This window comes from Streptomyces sp. NPDC092045, assembly GCF_044756005.1.
GTDB lineage: Bacteria > Actinomycetota > Actinomycetes > Streptomycetales > Streptomycetaceae > Streptomyces.
This window is the reverse complement of record NZ_JBIVSC010000001.1, coordinates 1,419,443-1,431,951: the sequence shown is the minus strand read 5'-3', so window position 1 is coordinate 1,431,951 and position 12,509 is coordinate 1,419,443. Positions and strand designations below refer to the sequence as shown.

General features: G+C 73.6%; 11 protein-coding genes. 3 read left to right on the top strand and 8 right to left on the bottom strand.

Annotated features, from left to right (window positions below):
• Positions 1-788 precede the first annotated feature (788 nt).
• Together ACIQKA_RS06200 and ACIQKA_RS06195 are read left to right on the top strand one after the other, a co-directional pair.
• Positions 789-1,700, top strand: coding sequence for a S1 family peptidase (locus ACIQKA_RS06200; protein WP_383151956.1), 912 nt, complete (start codon positions 789-791; stop codon positions 1,698-1,700).
• Positions 1,701-1,857: 157 nt separating this feature from the next.
• Positions 1,858-3,225 carry an N-acetylmuramoyl-L-alanine amidase gene (locus ACIQKA_RS06195; protein WP_402540136.1) on the top strand — a complete coding sequence of 456 codons (1,368 nt, stop codon included), beginning with the start codon at positions 1,858-1,860 and terminating at the stop codon, positions 3,223-3,225.
• On the opposite strand, the gene ACIQKA_RS06190 is transcribed toward ACIQKA_RS06195, so the two are convergent.
• The 3 genes from ACIQKA_RS06190 to ACIQKA_RS06180 form a co-directional block, all read right to left on the bottom strand.
• Entirely contained in the window at positions 3,162-4,043 is an 882-nt protein-coding gene (locus ACIQKA_RS06190) for an MBL fold metallo-hydrolase (protein WP_402540135.1), read from the bottom strand. The genes ACIQKA_RS06195 and ACIQKA_RS06190 overlap by 64 nt on opposite strands.
• Positions 4,040-4,249, bottom strand: a complete 210-nt coding sequence (locus tag ACIQKA_RS06185; protein WP_391095164.1) for a hypothetical protein — start codon at positions 4,247-4,249, stop codon at positions 4,040-4,042. The genes ACIQKA_RS06190 and ACIQKA_RS06185 overlap by 4 nt, the downstream gene beginning before the upstream one ends.
• 174 nt (positions 4,250-4,423) lie before the next feature.
• Positions 4,424-5,164 (bottom strand): 3-keto-5-aminohexanoate cleavage protein, encoded by a 741-nt coding sequence (locus ACIQKA_RS06180; protein WP_383151958.1) that lies wholly within the window; start codon positions 5,162-5,164, stop codon positions 4,424-4,426.
• A gap of 237 nt (positions 5,165-5,401) precedes the next feature.
• On the opposite strand from ACIQKA_RS06180, the gene ACIQKA_RS06175 reads away from it, so the two are divergent.
• Positions 5,402-6,829, top strand: coding sequence for a lamin tail domain-containing protein (locus ACIQKA_RS06175; protein ID WP_402540133.1), 1,428 nt, complete (start codon positions 5,402-5,404; stop codon positions 6,827-6,829).
• A gap of 121 nt (positions 6,830-6,950) precedes the next feature.
• Here the strand turns inward: ACIQKA_RS06175 and ACIQKA_RS06170 are convergent, their stop codons facing one another.
• From ACIQKA_RS06170 to ACIQKA_RS06150, 5 genes are all read right to left on the bottom strand, one after another.
• On the bottom strand, positions 6,951-7,874 hold the full coding sequence (locus ACIQKA_RS06170) for a serine hydrolase (protein WP_383151960.1): 924 nt from the start codon (positions 7,872-7,874) through the stop codon (positions 6,951-6,953).
• A 124-nt stretch (positions 7,875-7,998) separates the two neighbouring features.
• Complete coding sequence (locus tag ACIQKA_RS06165) at positions 7,999-8,556, bottom strand: DUF3291 domain-containing protein (protein WP_383151962.1); 558 nt, start codon at positions 8,554-8,556, stop codon at positions 7,999-8,001.
• Between the two features lie 349 nt (positions 8,557-8,905).
• Positions 8,906-10,267, bottom strand: coding sequence for a carotenoid oxygenase family protein (locus tag ACIQKA_RS06160; RefSeq protein WP_402540131.1), 1,362 nt, complete (start codon positions 10,265-10,267; stop codon positions 8,906-8,908).
• A gap of 67 nt (positions 10,268-10,334) precedes the next feature.
• Positions 10,335-10,775, bottom strand: coding sequence for an SRPBCC family protein (locus tag ACIQKA_RS06155; RefSeq protein ID WP_391095159.1), 441 nt, complete (start codon positions 10,773-10,775; stop codon positions 10,335-10,337).
• Positions 10,776-10,908: 133 nt separating this feature from the next.
• Positions 10,909-12,426, bottom strand: a complete 1,518-nt coding sequence (locus ACIQKA_RS06150; protein ID WP_402540130.1) for an MFS transporter — start codon at positions 12,424-12,426, stop codon at positions 10,909-10,911.
• Positions 12,427-12,509: the final 83 nt, after the last annotated feature.

The window sequence follows — 12,509 nt, the reverse complement described above, 5'->3', positions numbered from 1 at the left end:
CTTGAGGATGAGGGGCGTCACTCTTCTAGCAGGCCGCTCGGCTCAAGGGATAGATGTGCGGAGTGGTTTGCTCCTGTTCAGATGTTCCAGAGGTGCAGACCACCCGCCCTCCCTGACGGCCGCTCAGGGGCCTCGCTTCGAGCACGATCGCCCGGGCGGGCGAACGCCTCCTGGACGTACGGCGGACGTCGGCGGTCGCGCAGGGAAATCCGGCCCCTCCGCACCCCGATGCGCAGGAATCCGGCCATGCGGCAGATCGGGTGAATGACCATCATTGCCGTGCGCCCGCGAAGTCCGGACCACCGCCGCCACCGCCGTCCGGCGCCCTGAGCAGCAAGCCCTCACGGAGGCGCGGGGAGATCACGCGGGGCGTCGGCCGTCCGCCCGCCGGCGCCCCGCGATTGCACCAGCACCTTTTCGGATCCGGCCGCGACGGACGGCGGACCGGGTCCCGCCCTCGGGCAGGACCACGCCTCCCGCCGGTTCGGGTCGCACCGGGACGGGGCGGGGGCCGGAGGGGAACTTCCGGTCCGCAATCACCTTCTGCAACTTTCCGACGAGCTTTCAGCGAGGGGGCGGGAAGATCGCCTCCCATTTGTTCGATCTCGTTGGGCGCGCCCCGCGACCCGGACGCGCGTAGAGCGGCCGAAAGGACACCTTGCGGCACCCCGGCGCGGAGTCAAGGATTCCCCCAAGCAATTGACAGGTTCATGGCGGCCACCGCCGCCGACCCGTGCTCCAGCGGGCCGCTCACCCAAGCGGCCCGACCACCCCCACCGGAGGATCAAGTGAACCGATCGTCCCGTCGCGCCAGGATCACCCGAGGAAGCCGGCTGATCGCCGTGCTCGGCGCCTTCGTGGCCGCCTCGGCCCTGACCGCCCCCACCTCCTCGGCACAGCAGGCCGACACCGCGCGGGCCACGTCCGCGGCACTGGCCACCACCAGCAGCGCCGTTCTCCGGGCCGACGTGGCCGGCACCGCCTGGTACACCGACCAGGCCACCGGAAAGGTCGTCGTCACCGTCGACTCCACGGTCTCCCGGGCCGAGATCGCCACCCTGCGCGAGGCCGCCGGCGACAACGCCGGGAACCTGAGGATCGAGCGGACCACCGGGAAGATCAACAAGCTCATCGCCGGCGGCCAGGCCATCTACGGCGGAGGCGGCCGCTGCTCCCTCGGCTTCAACGTCCGCAGCGGCAGCACCTACTACGCCCTGACGGCCGGCCACTGCACCAACGGCGGCAGCACCTGGTACACCAACTCCTCCCAGACCGCCGTGCTCGGTTCCCGGGCCGGGACCAGCTTCCCCACGAACGACTACGGCATCATCCGCCACTCCAACGCCTCCGCCGCCGACGGACGCGTCTACCTCTACAACGGCAGCTACCGCGACATCACCGCCGCCGGCAACGCCTACGTCGGACAGTCCGTCCAGCGCAGCGGCAGCACCACCGGCCTGCGCGGCGGCACCGTCACGGGTCTCAACGCCACGGTCAACTACGGCAACGGCGACATCGTCTACGGTCTGATCCAGACCAACGTCTGCGCCGAGCCCGGCGACAGCGGCGGCGCCATGTTCTCCGGGACCACCGCCCTCGGCCTCACCTCCGGCGGCAGCGGCAACTGCTCCAGCGGAGGCACCACGTTCTTCCAGCCCGTCACCGAGGCGCTCAGCGCCTACGGCGTCAGCGTCTTCTGACCCCTGGTCCGGCACAGCCGGGGCGGTCCCGTTCGCGGGGCCGCCCCGGCGCGGCGGAGAGGCCCCGCGCCTTCGCGTCCCGGCACCCCTCCCGACCGCAGCACGGTCTCTCCCGGGCACAGGGGAACCCGGCACCGAGAAAGCGAGGATCCACCCCATGACTTCGCCCACTCGCTCCGGACGGGCGCGTACCGCGCTGTACGGGACGGCCCTGGCCGCCGTCGTGGCGCTGGCCGGCCCAGCACTGCCGGCGGCCGCGCACTCAGCGGGCGCGCCCGTCACCGCGATCGATCCGGCTTTCGCGCGGGCCGCCGCCGCCCACGACGTGCCCCGGGACCTCCTGGTGGCCGTCGGATACGGCGAGACCCGCCTCGACCACCACGACGGTCTGCCCAGCCAGGACAACGGCTACGGCGTGATGCACCTGGTCAGCAACCCCGTCCGGCACTCGCTGGAGAGGGCCGCCCGGCTCACCGGCGCGACCGTCACCGCGCTCAAGGAGGACCCCGCCGCCAACATCCGCGGAGGCGCCGCCGTCCTGCGGGCGCTGGCCGACGAAGCGGGTCTGGCCCCCGCCGACAGGCGTCGCGTCGACGCCTGGTACCCGGTCGTCGCCCGGTACGGCGCGCCCCACAGCGACACGGCGGCCCGTTCGTACGCCGACGCCGTCTACGACGTCCTCAACCGGGGCGCCCGCGCCCGCACCGCCAGCGGCGAGGAGATCGGCGTCGCCCCCCGACCGGTCGCGCCCGAGCGGGGCAGGTACGCCGGCATCGTCCCCGAGGGCCTTCAGGCCTCCACCGACTACCCGCCGGCCCTGTGGGTCCCGGCCTCCTCCGGCAACTACAGCGCGGGGCGCACCTCCGCCGTCACGAAGGTGGTCGTCCACGTCACCCAGGGGTCGTACGCGGGCTCGATCAGCTGGTTCCAGAACCCTTCCTCGCAGGTGAGCGCCCACTACGTCATCCGCTCCTCCGACGGTCAGGTGACCCAGACGGTGCGCGAGCGGGACACCGCCTGGCACGCCCGCTCCGCCAACGCCTCTTCGGTGGGCGTGGAGCACGAGGGGTACGTCAGCAATCCGGCGTGGTTCACCGATGCCATGTACCGCTCGTCCGCCGCGCTGACCCGGCACCTCACGAGCAAGTACGGCATCCCGCGCGATCGCGCGCACGTCGTCGGCCACAGCGAGGTCCCCGGCAACGACCACACCGATCCCGGTCCGAACTGGAACTGGGCCTACTACATGAGCCTGGTGCGGGGCGAAACCGGTACGGGGAAGACGTTCCCCACCTGGGGGACGGACGTGAACATCCGTCAGCAGGCCACGACCGCGTCCACCCGCGTGGCCACCCTGCCCGGTCCCACGACCGTCCGCGTCACCTGCCAGGTCCGCGGACAGAGCGTCACCCACGACGGCCGCACCAATGACGCCTGGGCCTATCTCCCCGACCACGGCGGCTACATGTCCAACCTCTTCGTCGACGTCCCCGAGGCGTGGCTCCCCGGGGTGCCCACGTGCTGACTCCGCCGTGGCGGCGGGGGCGCCGCCCCGCCGTACGTCTGCCGGAGGCCCCCGCCGGCCGTGCGATGCCGGTCGTTCAGAAGCACCGTCGCGGGGTGTCGGATCCGGCCCGGTGATCCCGGGCCGGCGGACCGCTCCGAGCCCGGGGCGGCCGCCGGGAACGCCGCCGCGTTCACCGGCGCTGTCCGTGGCGGGACGGACGACCGGCCCCGAAGGGCGGGTCGGCGGACGACGAACGGCTCGGCCGGGTGCGGGGTCGCGAGGCAGGGGGTGCCGGCGGTCCGGCTGTGGAGCACCTGCCGCCCCGGCTCCCCCGCCCGCTCGGGGTCCGTCTCGTGGACGTAGGCGAGCTCGGGGTGGAGCAGTTGGACCGCGTGCGCGTGCAGGCCTCCGGTGACGGCGGCCCGCTCGCGCGCGGACGTGACGAGCACGCTCTGGTGTCCGGGGGTGTGGCCGGGCGTGGCGCACACGCGCCCGCCGCCGCGCAGCGGGGTGTCTCCGGCGAGCAGCCGCAGCTGACCGGCCACGCGGAGCGGGTCGATCACGGTGGCGCGCGGTTGCGGGTCGACCTCCCCGATCGCGTCGAGTTCGGCCCGTCGCAGCAGGTACTCCGCGTCCGGGAAGAACGGCCGCGCCCGGTCGCCGCCGACGACGGCCCAGCCCACGTGGTCGGTGCGGAGGTGCGTGAGCACCACGGTGTCCACGTCGGACGGTTCGATGCCCTCGGCGGCCGGCGACGCCGGGAGCGCCCCGGGCGCGGGCGCCCAGGAGGCCGCCGGTCCGTCGGCCGGGCCGGTCCCCGCGCCGACCGGCGTCACCCCCGGTCGCCGCGGATCGCGAACGTGCGGAACTGGACCCGCCAGTGCCCGTCGGCGTCGAGCGCGCCGGGATCGAACCGGTCGGCCGCCGCCCACTCCTCGGTGGTGGCGTCGGGGAACGCCTCCCCTCTGGGGGAGAAGAAGGGGCCCTCGCCGTCGGCGAGCGCGACGACGGTGCAGGGACCGACCCGAAGGGAAGGGGGCACCCTCCGGATACTGCCACCGGAGGGCGGGCCGCGACCGGCGGGTTCGTCCCGGGGCTCGCTCCGGGCCGTGGGCACCCCCCGGGGGCCGCTGTCTCGCCGGCGGGCGGCTCCGGCCGATCGCGCGCCCTCCCGCCCGGTGTGCCGTGACTCCCGTACGAGACCGCACGCGTGAAGTCAGGGCCGCCGCCGGGCGCGGTGCTCGTCGAGGACCTTCCGCGCGAACCGTACGAGGTGGGCGTTGTCCCGGGCGTCCGAGCCGTCGGGCGACGTCAGTACGTCCTCCAGGCCGATCCTGGTGTCCAGGCCCAGGCCGGCCGCCGCGCGCAGCACGGCCCAGGCCCCGCCGTCCTCGCCGTGCAGCAGCAGAGGCGCCGCCGTTCGGTCCTCCAGCTCGCGCACCAGGGCCGTGGCCGTGTCGGCGGCGGTGACCGGGTCGGTGTCGGTCACCTCGGCCAGTACCCGCAGCACCCGGTGGGCCCGTGGCCAGGCGCGGAAGCGCCGGGCCCCGTCGGTGCCCGACCAGACACCGGCCTCGATGCCGATCCCGCGCTCCAGCAGCACGTCGGCCACCGCTTCGGCGCCCTCTTCGTGCCAGTTCACCGAGGCGTGGTCGGGCAGGACCGTCCAGGACCTGATCAGCTCGACCCGTCTTCCCGGATCCGGTACCGCCCAGGCTCCGGTGGTGACCCCGACGCGCACCCCCGCCGGGACGGCGGCACGCACCGCGCCCACCGCCTCGCCCACCGCCCGGGGCTCCAGCGAATCGACCCCGTCGGCCCCTTTCGGGTGCAGGTGGACGTCCTCGGCCCCGGCCGCCACCGCACGGGCGGCCTCGACCGCCAGCTCCTCGGGGGTCACGGGAACCCGGCGGCTCTCGCTCCGCCTCCGCACTCCGTTCAAGCAGACCTGCAGCATGGGCCGAACTCTGCCAGACACCGTCGGCGACTCGCACGGCCGGCGTTCGACGAGCACCCGGCGACGCCCTCCGGCGGCCGGTCCGTCCTGTTCTCGCGCCGGAGCCCGGACGGGAGGGGACGTGCACGGAAATTCGCCGGCCGTTCGCGAGCCGTCCTCGTCGGTGGAGGACTCCCGTTCGGTCTGAGCAGAGACCGTCGGGCCGCCGCGTCCACGACACTCCCAGAACGGAATCCCGTGACCTCATCGACCGCCCGCCGCCGGCGCCGCGTCCTCCCCCGTCTCCTCGTCGCCGCGTCCGTGCTGACCGCGAGCGCCCTGACCGGCGCGCCCACGGCGCACGCGGCCGCGGCCGACGACGTACGCGTCAACGAGGTGGTGACCACCGGCGACGTCAACGACTCGATCGAGCTGTTCAACAAGGGCACCGCGACGGTCGACGTCTCGGGCTGGGTCCTGAAGGACGACGACAAGAACCACGCCTTCACGATCGCCTCCGGGACCACGCTGGCACCGGGCGGGCACCGGGCGTTCGACGTCAGCGGCGCGTTCGGCCTGGGCTCCGCCGACCAGGCCCGCCTCTACCTGGCGGACGGCAGGACGCTGGTCGACGGCTTCTCCTGGAGCGCCCACTCCGCCCCGTCCTGGTCGCGCTGCCCCGACGGCACCGGCGCCTTCGGGCAGGCGGCGGCCGTGACCCTCGGCGCCCCCAACGCCTGCGGCACCGGAGGAGGCGGTTCCACGACCCCGGTGGCGTGGCCCGGCAGCAGCGGCGTGTCCACGGCCGACGGCTCCAACGTGTTCGGCCAGGACCTCAGCGGCCTCTACCAGGAGGGCGGTGTGCTGTGGGGGGCGCAGAACAGCGGCAGGCTGTGGCGCCTGGTGCGGGACGGTTCCGGGGGCTGGAAGCCGGACACGGCCGGGGGCTGGTCCTCCGGCAGGGCCCTGCGCTTCCCCGGCGGCTCCGGCAGCCCGGACGGCGAGGGCGTCACGCTGACCGGCTCGGGCTCGGCCGGCGGGGTCTTCGTCGCCAGTGAGCGCAACGGCGACGCCTCCGGCACCAGCCGCCTGTCGGTGCTGAAGTACGACGTCGGCGGATCCGGCTCGTCGCTGACCGCCGTCAAGGAGTGGAACCTCACCTCCGACCTGCCCCCGACCGGCTCCAACCTCGGTCTGGAAGGGATCACCTGGATCCCCGACGCCGCGCTGACCGGGGCCGGGTTCAAGGACGCCTCCACCGGCGCGGCCTACGACCCGGCCCGCTACGGCGCCCACGGCGGCGGGGTGTTCTTCGTCGGCGTCGAGGGCACCGGCACGATCCACGGTTACGTCCTGGCCGACTCCGGCGCGTACACCCGCGTCGCCTCCTTCGGCAGCGGCACGTCCGGTGTGATGGAGCTGCAGTGGGAGCCCCAGGCGTCGCGTCTGTGGGCGGTGTGCGACGACACGTGCGACGGCCGGCACCGCACCCTGACCATCGGCGCCGGCGGCACCTTCGTCACGGCCGCCGTCCACAACCGCCCCGGCGGCATGCCGAACTACAACAACGAGGGCTTCTCCCTGGCCGGGGCCGACGAGTGCGTGGCCGGTTCCAAGCCCGTCTACTGGTCCGACGACACCAACGACGGGGGCCACGCCCTGCGCAGGGGCACCGTCACCTGCTGACCGCCGCCGTGTCTCCCGGGTCCCACCGGCCGGGAGACACGGCTTCGTCCGGCCGGTCCGAGCGCCGAGACCGCCGATCCGGTGGCGCCGCGGCCTCCTCCCCGCTCACGCGGCCGGGACGTCAGCCCCGGGGCACCGCGACGTACGCCTCCATGGGGGTGGTGGTCGGCGTGTAGCGGGACGCGGCGGGCGCGGTCGGGATCAGGTCCCGGTGGATCACCTTGGCGACGGCCTGGATCGTGGTCACGCCGTAGTTCATCGTGCTGTTGCCGTCGGTGAGCACGGAGACGGTGTAGTCGTGACCGGCGCCCTTGAAGGTGCCGACGCTGTGCACGCGCCAGCCCCGCGTGGCGCGCTGCAGCCAGCCGTTCTTGACGTGCACGGACACGGAGGAGGGCGCGCCGGCCGGGGTCCCCCACTTCTGAGAGGTGACGACGCTCCCCATGAGCTTGAGGATGTAGGCGCGGGAGTTGTCGCTCAGGACGGTGTTCTTGGCGGTGATGAGCGAGAGCAGCCGCTGCTCGTCGGTGACGTTGATCTGGGTGAGCCCCCAGTAGCCGTCGGCCCCCGGCACCGTCCGCGTCATGCCGGCGGCCGTCAGGAAGCCCTTCACCTTGGTGATGCCGAGCTGCTTCCACAGGGTGGTGGTGGCCGTGTTGTCCGACTTGGTGATCATGGCGTTGGCGAGGTCGGACTCGCGTGAGGTCAGGTAGCGGTTGGTCTTCTTGGCGTCCCACAGGAGCGCGGCGAGGACGGTCACCTTCACGACGCTGGCCGAGTCGTACGAGGTCGTGGCGCGCAGGGTGCAGGTGGTGTTCGTGGTGCGGTCGTGCAGGCCGACGGCGACGGTGCCGGTGCGCCCGGCGAGGGCGGCGGTGATGTCCTTCTGGAGCTTGGCGGCGAGCCCGGCCTTGCCGGACGTGCAGCCGACCTGCGGCGGAGCGGCGGAAGCGGGCGTCGCACCCGCGACGACGGCGGGCACGAGCACCCCGGCGGTGATCACGGCCGGAAGCACGCGGGTGCGCAGGGATATGCGGTGAGTCATGTGGATTCCCCCTGGAAACGGAACGAACACGCCTGCGGCGCGCTCGTCCTACATGACTCCTGAGCGTGCGGATGGTTGTACGAATCCGTCGAACCCCGTGACCCCGGTCGTTCGGGACCTCCTTTCAGCGGGCCCGGTCGTTCTTCGGTCCGGTGCCTTCGATCCTGATCGGCGTACCGTCCGGGGCGAAGGGGTGCTGGAAGGTGAAGGCGTGCGGCGCGGAGCCGTGGTCGTGGAGGTGCTCCAGTCCGGAGACCCCGTCCCGCCAGGTGGGCGTCACGCCGTCGGACACCCACCAGATCACGTGGCTCGGGCGTCCCGTCCTCTCGAACCAGTCGCCGCGCCTGTTCAGCGCTTCGCGGTGCGGACCCGTGTAAACGGCGTCGAAGGCGGAACGCGGGTCGGTCCAGAGGGAGAGGGTCGCGTCCAGGGCGGCGGTCTCCGCCGTACGGCCCTTGTCGTACCAGGCCGGCACGGCGAACTCTCCCCACGCGCCCCAGTCCGAGTCGAAGTGCGCGCCCCGGGAGCCGTCCACCGCTTCGGCACGAGCGAGGTACCCGGGATGCCGGCCGACCTTCCGGTAGACGGCCCTGCCCCTGGCGCGGAACTCGCGCGTGAGGGGTGCGGGATCGGTGAGAGGGGACTTCAGGACGCCGAATGTGTACAGCGCGAGGCGGGGCACGCGTTTCTCCCTGGTCGGGGGGCCTGGTGGGGACTCGGTGAGGTGGTGTGCGCCCGGGGCGGCGATTCGCGGGCGTGGGCGACTCGTCCGGTCGCGGACGGCTCGGCCTGGAGGAACTCCGGTGCGACCGTGGGCGATCGCCGGGGACCAGGTGAAGGTAGCCGCCTCTGCGGACCGTGTCGAAGTTGCGTTTTCCCTGTCCAAGTGGCTTCCCGCACCGGTCATTGCGGGGGACGGGTTCCCGGGCCCCGTCCTTCTCGCCGACCGCGGCACGGTGCGGGCGCGCGCGGGAGGGGCGGCCGCCCGGGAGGTTTCCGGAGCGGCCGCCCCCGTGTGCGGAGCTTCGGTGTCAGGAGTCGGCGCCGTCCAGGGCGCTGTCGGGGATCCAGGAGCCGTGGATTCCGGCGGTCACGCGGCGGGGCAGGTGGACGGTGGCGACCCGGTCGAGGCCGGAGGCGTCCAGGACCAGCAGGTGCGAGGTGTCCTGCTTGAGGTCGGAGACGACGGTGAGCAGATAGCCGTCGTCCTCGTTGGTGGCACCGGCCGCGGGGACGAACACCGCCTCGCTGGGCAACCGGGCGTCGCCGACCCGGTGGATGCGGCGCGCGCCGGTGACGCGGTCGTACTTGACGACGCCGTAGCCCCCGAAGCCCTCCTGGTCGGGGAAGGACACGGCGTACTGGTAGCGGTTCTCGACGCCCGAGTAGTTCTCGTTGAGGGTCGGGAACTCTATGGCGAGGTCGTCGACGATCTGCTCGTCGACGGTGCCGGCGCCCGGGTCGACCACCCAGCGGCGGGTGTAGGAGCGGGCGTTGGGTTCGCTGCCGCGTCCGGGAGCGCCGACCCACCAGTTCCAGGAGAGTTCGAACCCCTTCCGGTCCACAGTGGGGCCCTCCAGGACGATGCGTCCCCGGCCGTCCTCGTACGCGTTGGAGACGTGCAGCATGTTGCCGGGCTCGATGGAGAACCAGCGGACGCGCCGGGCGCCGTCCTCACCGCGCGGCATGACGCCGATGCGGGAGGGCTGCCGGTCGCTCCAGGCGTAGGGGATGCCGGAGTGCTCGGTGGGGTCGAAGGTGACGTTGCCCTCGACGAAGACCACGTGGTGGCGGGTGAGGGCGAAGTCGTGCTTGAGCGCGGCGGTCGCTCCCGGGACCTCGACGCTGCGGACGATCTCTCCCTTGGCGTCGGAGACGTAGTACATCAGGTGGGGCGGGAACGGCGAGGAGCCGAAGAAGTGGAGCTCTCCCGTGCGGGGGTCCTCCTTGGGGTGGGCGGTCATGGCGGTGCGCAGCCGGCCGTCGAAGTCGTGGGCGCCGACCGTCTCCAGATCCGGGGTCAGCTCGAAGGGGAGGTTCGCCTCGCACAGCGCGAGCAGGCGTCCCGCGTGCTCGATGACGTGGGTTCCGGCCGTGCTCGCGGTCAGGTCCGGGCCGTGTTCGGTCATGTAGGGGGCGCCGTCCAGGGCGGGGGTGTGCACCCAGCGGTTGCGGTACCACTCGGCACGGCCCTCGCGGAGCCGGATCCCGTGGACCATGCCGCTGCCCTTGAACCAGTGGGTCGGGGTGACGCCGGGCTTCGGGTTGTGGCTGTTGCGGATCAGCCGGCCGGTCAGCTCGGTGGGCAGGGTGCCCTCGACGGTGAGTCCGTCGGCGGTGATCTCGTCGGCGACGGGGGTGTAGTGGCCGGTCAGGTAGGGGGCGCTGGTCATGTTCGGGTCCTCGGATTCCGTTGGCCGTCGTGGTGGGGCGGACGGTGGAGCTCGGTGGCGTGCGGGTTCAGGCCGTCTGCTCGGCACGGGCCTTGAGGCTGCCGAGCCAGTTCTCCAGGGAGGTCTTCAGGGCCGTGGCGAGTTCGTCGGTCGCGGCGTCGGCGGGGGCGCCGCTCCAGGACTCCTCGGTACGGACGAGGACTCCCCCGTCCGTCTCCTCGAAGGTCCACGCGTGGACGCCGACGATGCCCTCGACGGTCCCGTCCCGGACGACGCGTCGCAGGGGGACGAACTCGCGGAGGGTGGAGGTGATGTCCAGTCCGTGGGTGTGCCAGGTGAAGGTGCTGCCGACGGCCGCCGGACCGTCGAGCTGGGCGCGGTCGATGCCGGTGTTCCAGGCCGGCCAGCCGTCGATGTCGGTGTGCAGCGACCAGACGGTGGAGAGCGGGGCGTCGACCAGCGTTGCCAGGCGGACGACGACGGGGGCGGTGGTGTCGATGGTGTGCATGCGTCTTCCTTGTCGGGGGGACCGTGTGGGGTCGGGGAAGCCGGGGGACCCGGGCGGGGCCGGGGGGAGTCGGGCAGGGTCAACGGGCGGGGGCAGCGGGAATCGGGCGGTTTCCGGGTCCCGCATCCGGGATTCAGGCCGCAGGAGGGCAGGGGGCGGTCCGGTCCCGTCGGGGCGCCGCCGCGGGGCCGGCGGAGGCGGTCGCGCTGTGCTGGAGGGTGCGACCGGTCCGGCGGACGAGCGCCGGGGTGAGGAGCGCCGTGGCGGCCAGGACCGCCGCCGAGACCGCGAAGGCGGCCCGGTAGCCGGCGGTGAGGGCCTCCAGAGGGGGCTGGTGGGAGGAGGCGCGGGCGGTGACGGAGCCGGCCAGGGTCGCCAGTACGGCGAGGCCGATCGAACCGCCGACCTGGCGGGACGTGTTGACCAGCCCGCCGGCCAGGCCCACGTCGTGTCGCGGGACACCGTCCACGGCGAGCGCGGTGAGCTGGACGAAGGCGCCGCTCAGACCGGCGCCGACCAGGACGCTCGGGCCGAGGACATCGGCGGTGTAGCTTCCGTCGGCGCCGATCCGCGACATCCACAGCAGACCGGCGGCCGCGGTGAGCAGGGACGCGGTCGCGCCGGCGGTGACGCCGACGCGCCGGGAGAGGCGGGGCGCCAGGGCGGAGCCGAGCATGCCCGCCGCGGCGAGGGGCAGCTGGCCCGCCCCGGTGACCAGGGGGGTGGAGCCGAGGACCTGCTGCTGGTAGAGCGGGAGGAAGAAGAACAGGGCGATCCACACGGACCCCAGCAGCGCCATCAGCAGGTTGCCCGCGGCGACCCGGCCCACGGCGAACAGCCGCGGCGGCAGCAGTGCGTTCGGCCGGCGGAGCTCGACCACGGCGAAGACCACGATCAGCACGACGGCGCCGAGGAGGGCGCCGAGCACCCGGACGTCCGTCCAACCGCTGCCGCGCGCACCGGTCAGGCCCCAGACCAGGCCGGTCAGGGCGAGGGTGACGACGGCGGTGCCCAGCAGGTCGAACCGTCCGCCCGGCCGCCCGTCCTTCGGCTCCGCCGTTCTCGGTACGAGCGCCGCCACGGCGGCCAGCACCAGCGCCGTTCCCAGCGCGACGGCGTGGAAGGTCCAGGGCCAGCCCCACGCCTGGGTGAGCAGGCCGCCCAGCAGCACGCCGCCCGCCCCTCCCGCGCCGGAGACCGCGCCCCACACGCCCAGGGCCTTGTCGCGCCCGGGACCGGGCGGGAACAGGTCCACCGTCAGGGCGAGCGCCGCCGGTGCGACGGCGGCGGCGCCCAGCCCCTGAACGGCGCGGGCGGCGATCAGCGCACTCGCGGAGGCGGCCAGTCCCGCCGCCAGCGAGGCCGCCGCGAACACGGCGAGGCCGGCGACCAGCACCCGTCGGCGTCCGAGCAGATCGGCCGCCCGCCCGCCCGCGAGGAGCAGTGCTCCGAACGCCAGGCCGTAGGCGTTGACCACCCAGGTGGTGCCGTCGTCCGACAGGTCCGCTCCGGCGCGGATCTGCGGCAGCGCCACGTTCACGATCGAGGTGGCGAGCATGACGGTGAACTGGGCCGCGGCGAGTGCGGTGAGGGCGGCTCCCGGCCGGGAGGAGGGGGCCGCTCGGCCCGTCTGGGTGCGTCGGAGGTTCATGACGCAGAGCTTCGTGCGGGACGGTGTCCACTTCCCAGACCGGCCGGGAACGAGGACTGTCCACTCCTGTCCGCAGGTGTCCA